We start from the raw sequence: 18,491 nt of genomic DNA, 5'->3' as shown, positions 1-18,491 counted from the left end.
GAAATAAGTAATTTACTTACATAGGACTCTCATTCTATAGCGGACGTAAAAGTACAAAAAATATGAATACCTACCAAACGGTTTTAAGAAAAATGCGAACCGAGGCACAAACGCCTGTACAATATTATCTTTCTTTAGAGGAAGGAGAGCTACCCATGAACGACCTATTAGGACAACAGCTCACCCTGCGCTTTGCGGGTTACCACTGTTTGCACTGTGGGCAACCCAAGGAGATCTACAGGCAGGGACTCTGTAAGAAATGTTTTTTTGAAGCCCCAGAGGTAGGGGAGTGGATCATCCGCCCAGAGCTGAGCAAGGCACATCTGGGTATAGAGGATAGGGATTTGGCTTACGAACAGCAGGTACAGCTACAACCGCACTTGCTTTACTTGGCCAACTCCAGTGAGGTGAAAGTAGGCGTTACCCGCAAAACACAGATGCCTACCCGCTGGATAGACCAAGGCGCTCATGAGGCCTTGGTAATGTTGGAGGTACCCAACCGCTACTTGGCAGGGATAGGGGAGGTCGCCCTCAAAGCGCATATCTCCGATAAGACCAATTGGCGCAAGATGGTCACCAATACCCTACAAGTAGTGGATCTCAATACTATCAAACAAGGCTTAAAAGCGTTTCTACCCCAAGAGACCTTGTCTTACTTCAGTGAAGAAGTACCTATCTATCATATCAACTATCCCGTCCTTAGGTATCCTACCAAAGTGACAAGCCTCACCATGCCCAAGACCCTACAATATCAGGGTAGGCTTATGGGAATCAAAGGGCAATACCTCCTCTTTGAGGATAATACGGTATTTAATGTACGTGGACACGAGGGGTTTGTAGTGGAAATTAGTTTTTCTTAAATTACATCCGGTTGTTTTCCTCCTCACTTATTTCTTTTCCTTTGTATTTGCTTCGGGTAGTGTTGAAGTTATAGCTTATCCCTATCTTGAAACTAAAATTACTGTAGCTATAGGCGGTACTGTTACTGATGTATGAGTTTTGTATACGGGCATGTCGGTTCAGCCCATTATAAAAGTCGGAGGCTACAGCATATACAGAAAGTGATTGGTGGAAGAATGCACGTGCTACTCCTACAAATACACCACTTACAGGCTTGTATATGTAGTAGGCTTCTTGCATAGATCCTTTGCTCTTATAGAGAAGCATAACTAAAAAAAGCCAATTTTCTGAAGGGGTGATTTGGTTCATCCATTCTACTGAAAAAAGTCCTTCACTTTTGTAAAACACCTTATCAGCAAAAGGTTTTTCATAGGTAAGGGTAAGTTTAGGCATCCACTTTCCTATTTGTTTTTGAGCATTAAGTGCACATTTCAGTAGGCTAAAATCGTCATAATTACGAAGGATTTCTTCTACTGCATCGGAGTTGATAGAAGAGAGTTGGTAATCGGCATAAATTCCCTTGTGAATAAGGGAATAAGTAACGGAAGCTGATACAGGGCCATAAGTGGCCAGCGTATTCCACTCATCAGTGAGTTGAGGTGTAATATAAGGGTTTCCGCGATTGTACAGGAAAGAAGAAACATAGCTATTGTAGTCACTGAGATCATGGAAGGTAGGGTGCTTAATCTTGCGCGCATAGCTGAAAGTTATTTGAGTTTTCTCCCAAGGGAAAGCTACCGATACATTAGGCAACCAATCTCGATAGGTCTTACTTTTCGCTTCGCTTTTCTGCTCGTTTTCATAATAATCAAAATCAGCATACTCATAGCGTGTGCCAAGTTTTAGATTTACCTTTTTGATAGGATAGGAAAAACTAAGAAAAGCATCCGAACGAGTTTCGTTATTTTTAGCATTGAAGGCAGAAAGTACATTGTCTTGGTAATTCTCAGTGCGGTGTAGGTTACTTACCTCAACACCATAGCCAAGAGTCCCTTTGCCTAACTGTTGAAAGAAAGTGGTCTTGAGCCCCCACCAATTAGAAATCACATCGGAATGCGTGTGTACGTTGCGAGAGGTTGTATTAAGGAGGTTGTGCTCGACAATGTCTGAAGTATTATCAGAACGCAGACCGATATAATCCACATCAGTTTGCATTTTTAGTACATCAGTGAGTTTGCCTTCGTAATAGGCATTGACACTGAGTTTTTTGTCTTGCTCAAATTGGTCATACTCATTGCGCCCCTGAGCAGTAAGCAATTGGTTCTTATAAGTGGTCGTTTCTTGAGTGCTAAAGTTGTGTCCGCTGAAAGGTATAATACTCCCTCTTATGCTCATACCCAGAGAGTGTTCTTCAGAGAATTCGTGTGCAAATCCTATCTTTGTTTTAATGTTTTTGTGCTGATTTTGACGGGTTTCATCATTGAGTACTCGCCACTGGTTATTTTGGGTAAATACTTGCAAATCCTGAGCTACATTATAGTCTTCTTGGTTAAAATGATTATCATTACTTATACTTGTAAACCAGTCGGTTTTCCCTTTACGATAGTTGAGGCTTAGCCAAGTTTCATCCATTATGCCTTTTTTGAAGAAATAGAAGGTGTTTTCAGCTGCCCCACTAAGTCCATCTCCTGGTTTCTTTTTGAGTATGATGTAGATAACAGCGCCTACTGTATTATCGAAAGCGGCACCTGGTTGGGTTTCCATCTCTATACGCTCAATATCTTTTGGAGATAGCTGATACACTTCATCAAGGTTACGCACCCTGCGATTATTAATATAGAAGATGGGATTCCCCTTGCCAAAAACTTCGAAGCCACCGCCTGTATAGGAAGTACTAACCCCAGGTAGGAAGTTCAATAGCATATCGGTAGTGGGCAATTTTTGCAAGGTAGATTGTGCTACATTGGTACTAATGCGAGTGCCTTTCTGTTCCAAAATAGGACGGCGGCGGGCAGTAACAACCACAGCATCTAATTCATTAGAAGTGGGAATTAGAACAATCGTACCTAAATTACTACTTGTAGGAGACAATACTTTCTCTTGGTATTCCAAATGTGTGATTTTAATAAGCACCTTTTTGCTATTAGCGGGATTGGGTAGTTCAAAAGAACCATGTCCATTGCTGATAACTCCCTTTACTAAGGTAGAATCAGGGAGCGACATCAGGATAATATTTGCATCACTGACGGGTTTCTGATCGGGGTTGACCAATGTGCCTCTAAAAGTAGTCTGTGCAGCAGTAGTGGCACTAACGACTAAGAATAGTAATAGGATAATATTTTTCATTTTTATATTTTTGGTTAATGAAGATGGTTGTTAATTCTTTATCACAAAAATACAACAAAATTAGATATTATGCGACATACGGAATGTTAAAAATTGTTACATCTTTTTAAGAAAATGGGAGATAAACCCTAATAAATCATTGTGATTTCCAGTTTTAGGGCTTCCATCCAATTGAACGTAAGCTAAGTCTAATTTCTTCTTCCTTAATAGATCCAACTATATTCACTGAAAGCTCCCGTTTTACTCCATTTGTTCAAGTAGTAATAGGACATTATTGCTCTTAGATTCTCTTTTTTCTACACTTAAAAAAGAAATAATCCGTTTATTTATTGTATCTTTGCCCAAAGTTACTGAGTTTTAGTGCTCTCTTTTTGTACCAAAATTATTAATTTGAGGAACTTTTACACCTCTAAAAAGGTTAAACAGCTTTAGTATGAAAATAGAAGCAATTAACAAAGGTAGTGAAGCAAAAGCCCTTGCTTTTCAGGAGTTTTTAGGCTTTACCTTGCCTGATGATTATTTTAATTTTTTAGCCCAAAATGACGGTGCTACCATTGATGAAGCCTATTTCTATGTAAAGGATATAGAGGAATACATTATGTTTGAGCTTTTCTATGATATAGAAGAATGTATAGAAACCTATGAAGAGTTCCATGAGGATTTTCCCGACAAAAGCCTTGTCATTGGGACAGATCCAGGAGGAGGGATGCTCCTTTTAGTAACCACAGACGTGGGTGATTTCTCCAAAGGGATTTATTTTTATGACCATTCTCATTTTTTTGAGGCTTCCAATAGCGATTGTAATACCTATTTTGTATGCGATACATTCAGTGAGTTTATAACCATTTTAGAGCATACCACTCTGCCATAATTAGGTAATAAATCCTCAATATTTTCAATAAGTAGCATCAAATTAAAATGACAGAAGAAGCGCGAACAGAAGCATTCTTGGAATATAAAGAATATAAGGAATATATACAACGTGAATTTCAGTATATCACTAAGGATAATATACTGTTTTGGAATTTGTGGAATATATCCTATCCGTTTGATGTGTTAGCCTCTTATAAAGAGACGTATCCAGAGGAATACGCCCTATTTAGTGAGATGTATTTTTCTTGTTGGGAAATGTTATATCAGGTAGATGAAAAAAGGAAAGTGTTAGTGTCTGTTTTTGAACAAACCTATCCTTTTGTAATAGATGAGCAAGGAAAAATTATAAATCCTAAGAATATCTTACAGCAAAAATACGAAAGTTATGATGATGAAATATTTCCTGAACTGTGTATTCTTCTCTTAATAGGTCGCTTTGATGAGATTTACAGAGGGATAAAACAAAAGGCAGAAAGGTATGGAGAGCGTGCTATCCATGCGCCTATGGAAGTTATTTCGTATATCATCGCCTCGTACAAATGGGGGTATCTTTTTGATAATATGGATAAGAGTATTGTCAGAGATGAAGTCAATGCACAAATGAAATTAGTAAAAACACTACAAACACCCCGTCTTTTTTCTTTAGAAGATAGGAATATTTTTAGAAATAAGGAACATTCAATAAAAACCAATCTATCTAAATAGAAATGGATAAATTAGAAATAGAGAAAATAATAAGAAACTTTTTAGACCTTAGCTTTATAGGGCTTTCTTTTAAACTTCCTGTTTATACAGAAGGTGATTTTTATATTATAGGAGTTGATTACGAGGATAAAATAGGGGTTAGCAGTAGCAACCACTCTGTTTATTCTCTATCAGAGAGTATTCTTTTTATAAATTCGTCCTTGAACCAACTCTTAGATTGCTTGCTGTTTTTTATACAAAACTTTGATTTTCAAGAAGAATACAGTGATACATTACGGTTGAAAAAGCTAAAAACTATAAAAAGCCACTTTTTTAAAATAGACACTCCATGTTTGGAGCCAAATACTTGGTGGAGTTATATCTTAGAACAAGTAGAGGAGGGGATATTATAGTGTTACAAGCGCTATTTATTTAGATACATGCTACATAATGAAGAACTTTGTTTGGCTATCAGAGGTAGGAAAAATTCTATAAAAATATTTAATATGAATCTGGAAGAAATTGACAAATATATAAAGTGGAAAGACAGATGGTCTAAGAAAGATAATATTGACATGTATCAATATATAAGCTTTAATATCCATCCTGATGATATTTTAATCATAGGTAAATTACTATTTCCTGAGATTATAGAAATTGAGGATTGTATTTTTCTAAAAGATAATTTTGATGACCTTCTTTATAAGAATCTCAAGAAAAGATATAACAATAGTAGAGAAATAGAATTTGAGATAAATAAATTAAAGTTATATGATTTATTTGCTCATTGTACGGATACTATAGATGATAAATTATTTAGAAAGATAGGTGAATTCATACAATTTTCTTGGAATATTTATTTTAAACATAAATTTCCTAATAAAAATATAGTGATAGAATACATAAGTGATCCCTATAACTATGGTGATGTATTGTCCTTCTATGTAGAAAAGCAGAAGTAGTTATTAATCCAACAACGGGTAAAATTATATCTGTTAATCAACTTCAACTAAAAAAGCAAAAAGATTATGCAAAGAGTGAAATTAACGATAAAACAATATTATTTTTTGCAAGATTTAATGAAACAATCTATAATTACTAACGTTTTCTATAAGGATAATCATATAGTCATTATTGAGTTATCTGAAGATGATATGGATAAAATAAGAGATTTAGCATTAGATTATCTTGATATATATGGCTTTGATAAAGATTATGAACTGACAGAATCAGGAATATTGGCAGAGGAACTGGTAGACAAATTGTATACTTAGTCTTCATGATGACATGAATTTTAATGAGCTGACAGAAGAATAGAAGAAAAGCTGGACAAGTGTATGTAACTAAAAGTAATGTGAGTTCGACGTAAACAAAATTATATTTTTCTCCCACAGATTCCACGGATTTTCACGGAGAGAATAATACAACAACTAAGTATAACTCCTTAATTTCCACGGATAAATAAGGCCTTTGGCCTTATAAAAATCTGTGTAAATCGCAACAGCACAATTACACAAACATAAAAAATCTGTGAAATCCGTGAAAATCTGTGGGAGCTTTCGTTATATCGAACTCACGTTAAATATGATTGACTATAACCTTCTAAAAACAAAAACCCCATGCCTTACAGCTTGGGGCTTTGTTATGTTAATCAGTTCAGTTGGCAGTTTAACCACTAGCTATTAATAGATACAAAAAGCGTTTCCCCCTCTTTGCTGACAGCCGCTACTTTTTTAGCGGTAAGTCCCTTGATCGCCTTGTCCCATTTCTTATTGGAAAATCCGGTCTTGGCCTTGAGGTCTTCCAAAGGTAACTTGTTATCCTTTTTAAGCAGGTCAAGGATTAGTTTTTCGTCATCGGAGAGTTCTACTTCCTTGCGTTCAGGGCGCATCTGTGGGAAGAAGAGTACTTCCTGTATGGTCTCATTGTTGGTTAGGAACATAATAAGCCTATCCATACCAATACCTAATCCTGAAGTAGGCGGCATACCATACTCTAAGGCGCGGAGGAAGTCTTGGTCTATAAACATTGCTTCGTCATCTCCACGTTCGGAGAGCGCCATTTGTGCCTCAAAGCGTTCGCGCTGATCGATAGGGTCGTTTAGCTCGGAATAGGCATTGGCGATCTCCTTACCACATACCATGAGTTCAAAGCGTTCGGTAAGGTTCTTGTCATTGCGGTGTTCCTTGGTAAGTGGCGACATCTCTTTAGGATAGTCGGTGATAAAAGTAGGTTGGATAAAGTTGCCTTCACACTTTTCTCCGAATATCTCATCAATGAGTTTACCCTTGCCCATGGTATCATCTACTTCTATGCCAATGGATTGGGCGAAAACTCTAAGTTCGTCCTCGCTCTTTCCTGTAATGTCAAAGCCTGTAAAGCGTTTGATAGCTTCGGTCATGGTAACACGCGGATAAGGCGCTTTGAAATCCACTTCGTGCTTGCCAAAGGTAGCTTTGGTAGTACCATTCACCGCCTTAGCACAGTATTCCAAGAGGTTTTCGGTGAATTCCATCATCCAGTTGTAGTCCTTGTAAGCCACATATATTTCCATTCCTGTAAATTCAGGATTGTGGGTTCTGTCCATTCCCTCGTTGCGGAAGTTCTTGGCAAACTCATATACTCCATCAAAGCCCCCTACGATGAGGCGCTTAAGGTAGAGTTCGTTGGCAATACGCATATAGAGCGGAATATCCAAAGCGTTGTGATGGGTAATAAACGGACGCGCAGAAGCTCCTCCAGGAATCGCCTGAAGGATAGGGGTTTCTACTTCTATATATCCGTGATTGTTGAAGTACTCACGCATGGCGTTGAATAGGCGATTACGTTTGAGAAATACTTCTTTCACCTGCGGATTCACTACCAAATCCACGTAGCGCATACGGTAACGTTGTTCTACATCGTTGAACTCATCGTGTACCTTTCCTTGGGCATCTACCTTAGGGAGGGGGAGCGGGCGTAGGGTCTTACACAATACTTTAAACTGCTTTACCTCAATGGATTTTTCTCCCATATTGGTGGTGAAGAGGGTACCTTCTACCCCGATAAAGTCGCCTAAGTCTAGGAGCTTTTTGAATACCTCATTATAGAGAGTCTTGTCCTCCCCAGGGCAGAGGTCATCGCGCTTGAAGTAGAGTTGTACGCGACCAGAGCTGTCCTGCAAGGTAGCGAAAGAGGCTTTCCCCTGAATACGGAAGGACATCAGGCGGCCAGCTACGATCACGTCCTTACCTTCTTCGTATTGGGTTTCTATGTCTTTGGCGAGGAAGTTCACAGGGAACAGCTCAGCAGGATATGGGTTGATACCTAATTCCCTGAGCTTTGCGAGCTTCTCTCGACGGATGAGTTCTTGTTCGGTCATTTTATATAGATTTATGAGGGCAAAAGTACAAAATAATGATTAATGAGCAATGATGAATGATTAATTATTAACAATATTTTTTGTTCTTCACTTAAAACAATGTCGGTTGCCCATCATGGAAGCGTACTTTTCCTAAGTGTTTATAAGCTAGGTCGGTAACTTCTCTTCCGCGGGGGGTACGAATGATAAATCCTTGTTGGATCAGGAAGGGTTCATATACTTCCTCAAGGGTTTCGGCATTTTCAGAAACAGCCGTGGCCAAGGTAGTGATACCTACAGGGCCGCCCTTGAACTTGTCAATGATAGTAAGGAGTATCTTATTGTCCATTTCGTCCAAGCCGTGCGCATCTACATTGAGGGCTTTTAAGGCAAAGCGGGTGATTTCTATATCTATCTTACCATTACCTTTTATTTGGGCAAAGTCGCGTACACGCCTGAGCAGTGCATTGGCAATACGTGGGGTACCTCGGCTACGCCCTGCCAGTTCTATGGCAGCCTCTTCGGAGATAGGTGTCCCCAAGATATAGGCACTGCGCTGGAGGATAGAGGCTAACAGTTCGGTAGTGTAGTACTGCAACCTACTTTGGATACCAAAACGTGCTCGCATAGGTGCGGTAAGTAAGCCCGAACGGGTAGTAGCCCCAATAAGGGTAAAGGGGTTGAGGTTAATCTGTACCGTACGAGCATTGGGGCCGGACTCTATCATGATGTCTATCTTATAATCCTCCATAGCCGAATAGAGGTATTCCTCTACAATGGGGCTAAGGCGGTGAATCTCGTCAATAAAGAGTACATCACGAGGTTCCAAATTGGTCAGAAGCCCAGCCAAATCCCCAGGCTTGTCCAGCACTGGGCCTGAGGTGATTTTGATGCCTACGCCCAGTTCATTGGCCAAGATATTGGCAAGGGTTGTTTTCCCCAGTCCAGGAGGGCCATGGAAGAGGGTATGGTCGAGAGCTTCTCCACGGAGATTAGCCGCCTTGACAAATATTTTAAGGTTTTCCAAAATAGCCTCCTGCCCCGTAAAGTCATCAAAAGAAAGTGGCCGTAAGGCGCGCTCTATATCCAACTCTTGGGGAGAGAGGTTACTCTTTTCTGGATTCAGGTTTGCATTCATAGAATCATTGGGTCAAATTAACCACGCCACAAAAGTACAATAAAATTCCTTAGAAAGCAAGTCTATAACACGCTTTTGAGCACTTCCCATGAGTGGGGTGTCTTGAAGGCGGGCAGGTGCCAGCGGTAATAGTTTAAGAGTTGCTCCAAGAGGTCATTGCGCTCTTCTCGGCTCATTTTCAGTTGGCTAACCTCCTCTATGGAGTGGGTGAGGAAGAATTTCAAAAGAAGACTCTCGGACTCGCTCATCAGAAAATGGCCATTGTGCATGGCGACAAATACCCCTGCTTCTAGATCAAAAAAGGGGAGTTCTATAGCACTTGTATTGGGTAATACTCCTAAGTAGAAAGTAAGGTCAGTGAGGAATTTTAGGTGAAAGTTGGCAAAGTGCTCTGCCCTGTCATACCATTGTAGGTTCTTCTCCCAAAAGGAAAAAAGGGCAGCATTAGGTACTTCCTCCTGTAATACACTCCCCCCTATCTCGGCCAAGAAAAACAATACCGAACTACGGATCACGCTTTGGTGCAAGTTCTTATAAGGATAACTGACTTTCACTTCCTTGATATACTCCAGTGTGCCATCATTACGGTCAGTGGTGATAACCTCCAACTGACTCAAGGGTTGGAAATAGGCGGGGGTAATGGCTTTTTTCTTATGCTTAAGTACGCCCCTAAGCAGGTAGGAGCGTATCCCTTCTAGTGTATAACAACGTACGATAAGGCTTGTTTCCTGGAATTTAATAGCAGAAAGGACTATGGCCTTGGTTTGTATCATTGGGGCGGGAGTAGGTGATTGGGGCTGAGTGTGAGGGTATCGGAACTATTGAGCAAGGTGTCGAGCTTGTCGTCCAACTTTTCCTTGTTAAGGAAGTTGATATAACGAATCACAGAGGCAAAGGACTCTCGTATGTCTAAGATGCCTTGTTGTACTTCCTCCTTGGTAAGTCTGGGGTTTTCTTTGACCTCACTAGAGAGCCGACGTACATAGGTCTCAAAGAGTTTCAGACGGGCTTTGATCTCATTTCGGCGGAGCTTTTCAGGGAAATTGTCCTTTGCCCATAGCTGCCTGAGCTCATCTTCAAGCTGGAAGAGCCAAAAATAGATACTGTTATACGAGCTTTTGATATTTTTCTCCTTTCCAAGTAGCTTTTCGCTTGATTTTTCTATCTCATCCTGGTACTTTACAGGTAAAAGAAGCTCAGAACGATAGAAGGAAATGTAATCTTCGGCTACTTCCTTCTCATCATAGTTGATAGCAAAGGAGTATTCGCCATATAGGGGTGTCTCTACCTGCATATCTACCTTGAGCCAACCATCATCTACAGGAGTGAGCTTGGTATAGGGGGCTAAGGTATTGAGAGAGAGGCTGTCCAAGTGTAAGAACTGCTCACGTATAACCTTCTGATCCTTTTGGCGTATGATTTCCAGCTTTACCTTTTTGATGCCAGAGGAGGGGTACATACGCACAGAGAAAGTATAGGGAAGATCTTTAAGCAAAATCGCTTCCCAAGCAAAGGATGCTCCCTCGTCCGTCTTGCGCTTGACAAACTTGTAAGCGGTGTCGGACTTGCTTTCTAAGTCACGCCAATCCTGCATGATGCTCCCATTGGTTTGGATATTTTCTTTGGCGGTAGCATAGAGCCGCTTATATACATAGAGCGAGTCAGGGTTGGTATTCTTTAGTATAGGAACAGTTTGTCGCTCTGGGGAAATACTCAGTAGTATTTGGTAAATGGTTTTCAGTTCATACCAATTACGTATATTCTGGGCGGCTTCTTCGCTCAGTTCAGGATAGGTGTATTTCTTGATATATACACTTTTGGCCTCTTGTCTCTGGGATATTGCTGGCTTTTTGCGTTGTTCGCAGGAGAGTAAGCTGCCTATAAGAAAGAATAGGAGTAGGGTTTGTTTCATTTGGATATACAATGAAAAAGGCTACCTTACCACTTGAAAGGGGTTAAGTAGTTTTCTTGACATATTGGGTAAGGATTACAATCTGTTGCCCTTCTACTTTCCCCTCTATATATTGGGCGTTTTCAGGGTCTAAGGCAATTTTGCGCACAATGGTACCTTGCTTGGCGACCATACTGCTGCCCTTTACCTTTAAGTCTTTGATAAGTACCACATTGTCCCCAGCGGAAAGTATAGCTCCATTGCTATCCTTGTGGATGACTTTTTCACCTTCCTCCAAGTGGTCATTAAGCGCTTGAGCAAAAGCCAATTCCTCATCTGTAAGGTACAGCATATTGAGTAGGTCTAATGACCAGCCTTCTGCTTTGAGACGGTTGAGCATACGCCAAGCCATGACCTTTACAGGCAGGTGCTCACTCCACATACTATCATTGAGGCAACGCCAATGATTGCTGTCCATAGTCTCAGGGTTATTGATTTGGCAGATACAGGTTTCACAAGCCAAAAGACTATCATCTACGCCTCCTACTTTGGAAGGTGGCACTTGGTAGATACTTAGGGAAGTAGTGCTTCCACATAGTTCGCAACAGTTTCCACTGCGCTTTTTCAGATCATCTAATAACATAAAAGTTGTATTTTGCCACTTGTGGCTTACAAGCGGCAAAAATACAACTTTTAATTGTTAATTGTAAAGGGCTAATTGTTAATTTTGGTGCTAATTAGTCATTAATCACTAGTTGCTATTTAGTATCCAGGATTTTGCTTGATATTCTTATTGATATCCGTATCATTAAGAGGAATAGGCCACACGAACATAGGGTCATCAGCAGGTTTATTTAGCAGATAGAACTGACTAGCAGGTTCTATAATGATATAGTTGGTACCTCCTTGGGGATCGTGGCGTCTTACAGGATCACCCCAACGCTTGAGGTCATCCAAGCGGAAGCCCTCAAAGGCGAGTTCGCGGATACGTTCTGTCTTAATCTCTTCAAAGAGAGTCGCTCCTGTCGCTGTAATATCGGTAACTCCAGTGATACGTGCACGACGCAGGCGGTTAAGATAGTCCTGAGCCTGTGTCTCTTGCCCTGTTTTGTAAGCAGCTTCTGCTGCAATAAGGTATAGCTCAGCTACTCGGAAGATCTTGGCTGCATGCACATAACTATTGGCGGAACCATAGCTACCTATAGGATATTTATTTACCAAAGCGGTTGTAAAATTACCAGTCTTAAAAGCAGTAGGAAAGGTTTTGAGATAGACATTTTTTCGGATGTCATTCCCCTGGTACAAATCCACTACCCATTGGGAGGGGATAAAGTCAGGGGTGTACTTACCAGTAGCTCTTCTAAGGTATTGATAGAGTCCAAAATTAGGTGTAGCTTCATTGGCAGAGGTAAAGAGCTGTACGATTGACTCTCCCTTGGCATCTGTACGCCATATTGCATCCAAGGCCGCAGCGGTGCTTACCAATGGATATTTGCCAGTGGCAATCACAGCAGTAGCAGCCTGATAGGCTCTTGGATGATCTCCTTTGGTAAGAGCAGCACGTGCTTCTAAGGCTCTGACGGCATCTATAGTAAAGGTGGTAGCCCCTTGTACTCCTACCTTAGAGGTTAAGAGAGTTTTGGCCTGTGCTATATCTGAATAGATAAGGTCAAAGGTCTGTGCTAAGGTAGCACGAGCAGGAAGTGCCTTAATATCAAAAGTCGTTACCAAAGGTAGGCCTAAGTCAGGTGTATCCTTATTGGCATCAGTATATTGGGGAGAAAAACGCTGTACCAGTTGCAAATAGGTATAGGCTCTAAGCGCATAGGCCTCTCCTAAATATTGGTTTATCTGTGCCTGTTCAGCAGCTGTTGTAGTAGCAATGGTAGGGAATTTCTCTATACTTAGGTTGATGTCAGCCAATAGCTTATAGCGACTTTGCCATACACTGGCTATACTTCCGTGATCAGAGAGTATAGACCAAGCTTGGAAAAAACCTTCTCGATTCTCAAAATTAATGGTAGCATTGAGCAAATCGGATTGTATATCTGTACGCTTCTCTAAATAAGTATAGTTGTCCCTAAGTGTATTATAGAAACCATCGCGCCAATATTGGGCATCATCAGGTGTTTTAAAAGCATTCTTAGTTAGGATCTTATCATAAGGATCTTGTTCCAAATTCTCACAGCTGCTTAGGGATGCTACAGCTGCCATGGCAAAAGTAATTTTATATATTAGTTTCATCTGTTCTAAAATTTAAGTTCTACACCAAATACATATTGTTTTGTACCAGGATAATCTCCTGAAAGAAGGGCATCATCTATTTCAGGATCTAAACCAGTGAATTTTGTAAAGGTAAGCAGGTTACGTCCAGTAGTATAGAATCGTACCTTGCTAAAGAAGCCAACTTCCTTAACCACATCCTTGGGAAGAGAATAGGAAAGAGTTATATTCTTCAGGCGAAGGAAAGAGGCATCTTCTATTAGGCGTGAATCGCGTTGGGTGAAGTCTCTCCCTTTTCTAGGAAATTGGGTAACATCTCCAGGACGTTTCCAATAGTCTCTTACATTTTTATCATAGGTATATCCTCCGAATTTGGTAGGATTTTCATTGAAATATCTATCATTGTTGTAGGTATATTTACCGATAGAATACGCAAAATCTACCTGTAGGGAAACTGCCTTATAGGAAGCAGAGAATCCAAAACCTCCATTGATAGGGGCATAGCGGTCATAGCCAGTATTTTGAGCTAAGTCTGCCGAGAAACTACCCTCTACGATTTTGTTATCATCCTTAAGGGTGTTTTCAGGATGTGCAGGATCATTGGCATACCACTGGGGTTCTCCATTGTTCGGATTCACGCCTTTGAATATAGGGGTAAAGTATTTGACAGATTCTCCTACCATATAAGCGGTCATCTCATTTACATTTTTCCAATAGGTCTTCCCTGAGAAAAGTTCCAATACTTTGTTCTTATTATAACCGAAGTTTACATAAGGGGTTACCAAGATATCTTGTTCCTTGTTCTTATAAACATCAGCGGAGATGGTTATGTTGACTCCTCTGTTTTGGAGTTTGCCTATATTTTTTCTTATGGTTGTAAAACCAGTTGTGTAGGCTACAGGTACACTCATAAGCATACTTTCAGTGATACGGCTATAGAAGTCCGCATTTACACTTAAGCGATTGTCAAAGAAGGCTGAGGTAAGTCCTATGGTGTATTTTCTTTGCTTTTCCCAAGTAAGTTCGGGGTTTCCTGAGTTGCTTAGCGAATAGGTGGTATTGCTATTATACTATCCAGAACCTACCGATGCCTGATGGGTATAGTCCCCTATATCAGAGTTTCCAGATGTCCCTACACTGAACTTGAGGCTAAGGTCATTGATTTTTTGATTGTTTTCCAAGAATTTTTCTTTCTTGAGTTTCCACATGATCCCTGTAGCCCAAAAGTTAGCATATTTATAATCAGGACTGAACTTAGAAGAACCATCACGACGCAAAGAGAAATCGGCAAAATATTTTCCCTCATAATCATACTCTAAGCGACCAAAAAGGGAATTAATGGTGCTGATATTCTTCCCTTCACCAACATTTTTGTTCTTAGTGGTATTGGAAAGCAAGGTAAGGTCATCATTGATAAGCCCAGACCCTGAGGCTGAGAAATTACTGCTTTCGTTCTTGACACTTTCTTGCCCTAATAGTACTACAAAATTATGTTTCTGTGCCAAATCAAATTTGTATTCCAAAGTATTGGTAAGGGTTCTAATGAGTACTTTATCATATTTCTCTGAGGTAGTACCATCACCAGGATTCCCCTTATATGAAGGAAGACGAGTGGATGAAGTAAGTGCATTAGTGTACCTTACACCTACATTGGTTTTGAAAGTGAGTCCTTTTATAGGGGTTATTTCTACAAATCCAGAGGGAATAAAATCAAGTGCTGAAATACTGGATAGATTATTCTCTGCATAATATTCAGGATGGTAGCGATCAAGCCCTTCTATATAGTCTTTTCGCTTTCCGTTCTCATCTACTGGAGAATAGAAAGGCTCTAACATATAGCTAAGTCCGCCATCAGGGTTATTGGCTCCAGCAAAAGGATTGGTTTGTATGGTATAATAAGCTGTGTTGAAATATACACCTAGTTTAAGCCAATTATTCACACGACTGTCTATATTACTCCTAAGGGTGAGGCGGTCAAAGCCTGAGCGATACATGAGCCCTTCTTGGTTGAAGTAAGAGCCTGATACATAGTAAGTAGTTTTTTCATTACCTCCTGATACGGATAGATCTACCTGTTCCATAGGGATATTCTCACGGAAATAGACTTTATGCCAACGGGTATCATAAGGATTTTTTCGGCGGATTTCATCCATTTTGGCTTGGCTATAGCGTCCTATATCTACTAAGAAAGCAGCTAGCTCATCGGCATTCATCATGCGTTCGAAGTGTCTTCTGTCGGCTATATCCGAGATACCATATTGGGTACTGAAAGAGATTTCCCCTTTGGTGTTGTTCTTACCGCGTTTGGTGGTGATATATACCACTCCATTGGCTGCACGAGATCCATAGATAGAGGTAGCAGAAGCATCCTTAAGTACAGAGATACTTTCTATATCCGATTGGTTAAGGGCACGGACAGTGGCATCACTCACTGTAATTCCGTCCAAAACAAACAGTGGAGAGTTGGTAGCACCTCCTAAAGAACCTACCCCATCCAAGCGGATTTTTGAAAGCCCAGAAGGCTCTCCTGAACTGATAGACACTTGTAAGCCTGCTACTTTCCCTTGTAAAGCATCTACTACATTTCCCGATGGGCGTTGGGCAATATCCTTTTCCCCTACACGAGCCACAGAACCTACGACAGAACTGATCTTACGACCTGAGCCATAGCCTACCACGACGAACTCGTCCAAGTCCTGTACATCTTCGACTAATATCACATCTATCTGTGAGCTATTACCCACTTTAAAAGTTTGGGTCTTTAGTCCCAAGGACGAAAACTCCAAAACCTCGCCTTTCTGAACCTTAATCTTGTAGTGTCCCTTAAGGTCAGTCTGTGTTCCACGGTGTGTGCCCTGTACAATCACAGCTACACCCAATAATTCTGCTCCTGAGGCATCACGCACCACTCCCGAAACCTCTTTAGTCTGGGCTTGTGCATAGCCTGGCACTGCTATTAATAACAACAATGCATACAAAAAATTAGTTATTCTCATCTTTAAATAAAGTTTGATTTTGAAATAGGCTGCAAAAATACGTTTTTTTTCTATTATAAAAAAATAAAATAGTGTTTTTTTTTAATGATGTAAAAAATATCAGATAATAGTAAGGGGATTTTATCTATCTGTAACCCTTCCAAACTCTTACTCTAACTAAGCTGTAGGCACTCGCTGGCTATCCTTTGGAGGGGGTACAGACACTTGAATATTAGTTGATTATGAGTATAATAATAGCCTAAAAACAGCTTGCGAAACTTGAATTATATTGTACCCAGTTTGTGAAACTTGAATAAAAAAGTTTTTTATTGTATATATAAATATTTTTGTATTTTTGCCCCCGATTAATAGAAATAATCTATTATAAGGAAATAGAAAAAATTATTATTTTATGAAAAGAAAAATTTTCACAAGTTTTTTTGCTATTACATTAGGTTTCAATGCAGTAGCACAAGTTAAGGATATTAGTTTTGCCATAGCCCCCACAGGAGAATATGTCTTGTGGAATAAGAAATCAGCCATTCAAAATGGTTTTATGGTTGGCGGGTATGTAGGTTTTGGTTTTGGTAGAAACTTAGAATTGCTCGGTTCATACAGCCAATCATTAGGATTGAAATCGAGAATTGATGGTTTTTCTGTACCAGATAATATAAAGGATGCATTTACTTCCTCTGATGTAGATGTTCATCGTTGGGGAGGAGAACTCAAGGGTAATATACCGATGACTTACTCCTTTCAGCCTTATGTTACCTTGGGGGCTGGGATACAAACAATAAAAGCAAATGAAACAAAACAAGATGCCATTTATTATGCTTTTGGTTTAGGGACTAAATTCAATTTGACAAGACGCCTTACCCTCAATCTTCAGGCAAAAGGAACCTACTTTAATTCTGATGCCTCTAATATCCTTTATAAGCCTTCTGAAGCGAGAACAAGTACTTATAACCAATGGATAACAGATAATATCTCTAATGAGAAGATGTTAAATTGGTCTCTTCAGGCAGGCTTACAATTGTATCTAGGAGGGCGTAATCCTAACGAGCTTACAGAATTGGACAATTCTTATACGAATCTTAAGAATTTTAAGGTCGTAGTGGCTCCTGCAATCGGATATATTGATTTTGACGATGATAATAACTTTCGTAACACTTATTTAGCAGGTGCTTCGTTAGGTTTTGACTTTACCGAATACATAGGAGTAAGAGGATTTTATTATCAAGCAATGAAGGAAGAAAAAGTATCATTAAACTTTGATAAACTCTCATTGTATGGTGCCGAATTTTTAGCACGGCTCAATGTCTCTAACGGAGTAGTTCCTTATATTACCGTTGGGGCAGGATATCTTAACGTAGGCAAAGACTATCAAGGTAAAGTCTCCACAGCTGAGAATAGATCAGGTATTTTTGCAAAAGGAGGGCTCGGCTTGGCTATCCCCTTAAGCAAACATCTAGAGCTGTTTGGAGTGGCTAATCTCTTATATACCACAGGTAATGAGAGTGCAGATAATGCACTAAAATCACCTAATAAGTTGCAAGGTAATGTCTTTTACAATGCAGGTATTCGTATTAAGTTTGCTAAAGAAAACGAAAAATATACCTATCAAGACCTTGTTAACGAACTTCAGACTACAGAAATGAAGGAAGGAAAAGAACAAGCAAAGGGTCAAAACGATACAAAAGCAACACCTATATCTCAAAAACAAAAAGATATAGATTATTTCAATGCACAGATTGCAACTGTTGAAAGACAAATACAGCTTGCTTACCGTCAGAATGATATAAATAACGCTTCTTCATTGCTAAAAGAAAAGGAAAAATGGGAAGAGTTACGCAATAATTACGTGGCAGAGCATATTCCTTACCCTTCTGAGAATCAAGCAAACTTGGTGAGAATGACGCCAGAACAATTACAAACCTTGATTTCTGAAATAGTTAATAAAATAGAAGAAGGCGAAGGAAAAACACCAGATCAACGTATTGATAGACTCGAAAAATTGTTGCTAGAGATTAATAATGATAATAAGAAGATAGAAGAACAACAAAAAATGAATCAGTCTATACTTGAAGCGGTTAAGAATTTGGAAGGAAATATCCAAAAAACAAATGTCGTTGTACCCACAGGACAAAAAACGAATACAACAAAAAATGGAACTAAATAAAA

Annotated in this window: 16 protein-coding genes; 7 read left to right on the top strand and 9 right to left on the bottom strand. The window is 39.8% G+C overall.

What is annotated here, in order from left to right; genetic code table 11:
* Positions 1 to 62 precede the first annotated feature (62 nt).
* Positions 63 to 860, top strand: a complete 798-nt coding sequence (locus tag HMPREF9331_RS09260; protein WP_016420706.1) for a DUF2797 domain-containing protein — start codon at positions 63 to 65, stop codon at positions 858 to 860.
* A gap of 1 nt (position 861) precedes the next feature.
* Here HMPREF9331_RS09260 and HMPREF9331_RS09255 read toward each other — a convergent pair whose 3' ends face one another.
* Positions 862 to 3,186, bottom strand: coding sequence for an outer membrane beta-barrel family protein (locus HMPREF9331_RS09255; protein ID WP_016420705.1), 2,325 nt, complete (start codon positions 3,184 to 3,186; stop codon positions 862 to 864).
* Between the two features lie 433 nt (positions 3,187 to 3,619).
* Here HMPREF9331_RS09255 and HMPREF9331_RS09250 point away from each other — a divergent pair, with 433 nt between their 5' ends.
* The 5 genes from HMPREF9331_RS09250 to HMPREF9331_RS09230 all read left to right on the top strand — a co-directional run bounded on the left by HMPREF9331_RS09250 (position 3,620) and on the right by HMPREF9331_RS09230 (position 6,017).
* A complete protein-coding gene (locus HMPREF9331_RS09250) occupies positions 3,620 to 4,057 on the top strand; it encodes an SMI1/KNR4 family protein (RefSeq protein ID WP_016420704.1) in 438 nt (145 codons plus the stop codon).
* Positions 4,058 to 4,104: 47 nt separating this feature from the next.
* Complete coding sequence (locus HMPREF9331_RS09245; RefSeq protein WP_016420703.1) at positions 4,105 to 4,764, top strand: hypothetical protein; 660 nt, start codon at positions 4,105 to 4,107, stop codon at positions 4,762 to 4,764.
* Positions 4,765 to 4,766: 2 nt separating this feature from the next.
* Entirely contained in the window at positions 4,767 to 5,156 is a 390-nt protein-coding gene (locus HMPREF9331_RS09240; protein ID WP_016420702.1) for an SUKH-4 family immunity protein, read from the top strand.
* 93 nt (positions 5,157 to 5,249) lie between these two features.
* Positions 5,250 to 5,705 carry a hypothetical protein gene (locus tag HMPREF9331_RS09235; RefSeq protein WP_016420701.1) on the top strand — a complete coding sequence of 152 codons (456 nt, stop codon included), beginning with the start codon at positions 5,250 to 5,252 and terminating at the stop codon, positions 5,703 to 5,705.
* Between the two features lie 66 nt (positions 5,706 to 5,771).
* The gene (locus HMPREF9331_RS09230) at positions 5,772 to 6,017 is read left to right on the top strand and encodes a hypothetical protein (protein WP_016420700.1); all 246 of its coding nucleotides are present in this window, start codon (positions 5,772 to 5,774) and stop codon (positions 6,015 to 6,017) included.
* Between the two features lie 401 nt (positions 6,018 to 6,418).
* Here the strand turns inward: HMPREF9331_RS09230 and lysS are convergent, their stop codons facing one another.
* From lysS to HMPREF9331_RS12625, 8 genes are all read right to left on the bottom strand, one after another.
* Positions 6,419 to 8,104, bottom strand: a complete 1,686-nt coding sequence (gene lysS / locus HMPREF9331_RS09225; RefSeq protein ID WP_016420699.1) for a lysine--tRNA ligase — start codon at positions 8,102 to 8,104, stop codon at positions 6,419 to 6,421.
* A 91-nt stretch (positions 8,105 to 8,195) separates the two neighbouring features.
* Positions 8,196 to 9,221, bottom strand: a complete 1,026-nt coding sequence (ruvB, locus tag HMPREF9331_RS09220) for a Holliday junction branch migration DNA helicase RuvB (protein WP_009641697.1) — start codon at positions 9,219 to 9,221, stop codon at positions 8,196 to 8,198.
* Between the two features lie 62 nt (positions 9,222 to 9,283).
* The gene (gene recO / locus HMPREF9331_RS09215) at positions 9,284 to 9,994 is read right to left on the bottom strand and encodes a DNA repair protein RecO (protein WP_016420698.1); all 711 of its coding nucleotides are present in this window, start codon (positions 9,992 to 9,994) and stop codon (positions 9,284 to 9,286) included.
* Complete coding sequence (locus HMPREF9331_RS09210) at positions 9,991 to 11,133, bottom strand: hypothetical protein (protein WP_016420697.1); 1,143 nt, start codon at positions 11,131 to 11,133, stop codon at positions 9,991 to 9,993. Before HMPREF9331_RS09210 ends, recO begins: the two co-directional genes overlap by 4 nt.
* Positions 11,134 to 11,176: 43 nt before the next feature.
* Positions 11,177 to 11,755: a PhnA domain-containing protein gene (locus tag HMPREF9331_RS09205; RefSeq protein WP_172539815.1), complete on the bottom strand. Its 579-nt coding sequence runs from the start codon at positions 11,753 to 11,755 to the stop codon at positions 11,177 to 11,179.
* A 119-nt stretch (positions 11,756 to 11,874) separates the two neighbouring features.
* Positions 11,875 to 13,356 (bottom strand): RagB/SusD family nutrient uptake outer membrane protein, encoded by a 1,482-nt coding sequence (locus tag HMPREF9331_RS09200; RefSeq protein ID WP_016420695.1) that lies wholly within the window; start codon positions 13,354 to 13,356, stop codon positions 11,875 to 11,877.
* Between the two features lie 5 nt (positions 13,357 to 13,361).
* Positions 13,362 to 14,246 (bottom strand): SusC/RagA family TonB-linked outer membrane protein, encoded by an 885-nt coding sequence (locus tag HMPREF9331_RS12630; protein ID WP_016420694.1) that lies wholly within the window; start codon positions 14,244 to 14,246, stop codon positions 13,362 to 13,364.
* A 159-nt stretch (positions 14,247 to 14,405) separates the two neighbouring features.
* Positions 14,406 to 16,331: a SusC/RagA family TonB-linked outer membrane protein gene (locus HMPREF9331_RS12625; RefSeq protein WP_081638608.1), complete on the bottom strand. Its 1,926-nt coding sequence runs from the start codon at positions 16,329 to 16,331 to the stop codon at positions 14,406 to 14,408.
* A gap of 391 nt (positions 16,332 to 16,722) precedes the next feature.
* Between HMPREF9331_RS12625 and HMPREF9331_RS09190 the strand changes: the two genes are divergently transcribed.
* Positions 16,723 to 18,489: an outer membrane beta-barrel protein gene (locus HMPREF9331_RS09190; RefSeq protein ID WP_016420692.1), complete on the top strand. Its 1,767-nt coding sequence runs from the start codon at positions 16,723 to 16,725 to the stop codon at positions 18,487 to 18,489.
* Positions 18,490 to 18,491: the final 2 nt, after the last annotated feature.

Source organism: Capnocytophaga granulosa ATCC 51502 (assembly GCF_000411115.1).
GTDB lineage: Bacteria > Bacteroidota > Bacteroidia > Flavobacteriales > Flavobacteriaceae > Capnocytophaga > Capnocytophaga granulosa.
The sequence above is the reverse complement of the archived record's forward strand: the minus strand, read 5'-3'. Positions and strand labels throughout refer to the sequence as shown.

What these genes read in the sequence shown, in the direction of transcription:
- HMPREF9331_RS09260 (WP_016420706.1), top strand. Translation starts at nt 63, where the DNA reads ATGAATACCTACCAAACGGTTTTAAGAAAAATGCGAACCGAGGCACAA.
- HMPREF9331_RS09255 (WP_016420705.1), bottom strand. Translation starts at nt 3,186, where the DNA reads ATGAAAAATATTATCCTATTACTATTCTTAGTCGTTAGTGCCACTACT.
- HMPREF9331_RS09250 (WP_016420704.1), top strand. Translation starts at nt 3,620, where the DNA reads ATGAAAATAGAAGCAATTAACAAAGGTAGTGAAGCAAAAGCCCTTGCT.
- HMPREF9331_RS09245 (WP_016420703.1), top strand. Translation starts at nt 4,105, where the DNA reads ATGACAGAAGAAGCGCGAACAGAAGCATTCTTGGAATATAAAGAATAT.
- HMPREF9331_RS09240 (WP_016420702.1), top strand. Translation starts at nt 4,767, where the DNA reads ATGGATAAATTAGAAATAGAGAAAATAATAAGAAACTTTTTAGACCTT.
- HMPREF9331_RS09235 (WP_016420701.1), top strand. Translation starts at nt 5,250, where the DNA reads ATGAATCTGGAAGAAATTGACAAATATATAAAGTGGAAAGACAGATGG.
- HMPREF9331_RS09230 (WP_016420700.1), top strand. Translation starts at nt 5,772, where the DNA reads ATGCAAAGAGTGAAATTAACGATAAAACAATATTATTTTTTGCAAGAT.
- lysS (WP_016420699.1), bottom strand. Translation starts at nt 8,104, where the DNA reads ATGACCGAACAAGAACTCATCCGTCGAGAGAAGCTCGCAAAGCTCAGG.
- ruvB (WP_009641697.1), bottom strand. Translation starts at nt 9,221, where the DNA reads ATGAATGCAAACCTGAATCCAGAAAAGAGTAACCTCTCTCCCCAAGAG.
- recO (WP_016420698.1), bottom strand. Translation starts at nt 9,994, where the DNA reads ATGATACAAACCAAGGCCATAGTCCTTTCTGCTATTAAATTCCAGGAA.
- HMPREF9331_RS09210 (WP_016420697.1), bottom strand. Translation starts at nt 11,133, where the DNA reads ATGAAACAAACCCTACTCCTATTCTTTCTTATAGGCAGCTTACTCTCC.
- HMPREF9331_RS09205 (WP_172539815.1), bottom strand. Translation starts at nt 11,755, where the DNA reads ATGTTATTAGATGATCTGAAAAAGCGCAGTGGAAACTGTTGCGAACTA.
- HMPREF9331_RS09200 (WP_016420695.1), bottom strand. Translation starts at nt 13,356, where the DNA reads ATGAAACTAATATATAAAATTACTTTTGCCATGGCAGCTGTAGCATCC.
- HMPREF9331_RS12630 (WP_016420694.1), bottom strand. Translation starts at nt 14,246, where the DNA reads ATGAGTGTACCTGTAGCCTACACAACTGGTTTTACAACCATAAGAAAA.
- HMPREF9331_RS12625 (WP_081638608.1), bottom strand. Translation starts at nt 16,331, where the DNA reads ATGAGAATAACTAATTTTTTGTATGCATTGTTGTTATTAATAGCAGTG.
- HMPREF9331_RS09190 (WP_016420692.1), top strand. Translation starts at nt 16,723, where the DNA reads ATGAAAAGAAAAATTTTCACAAGTTTTTTTGCTATTACATTAGGTTTC.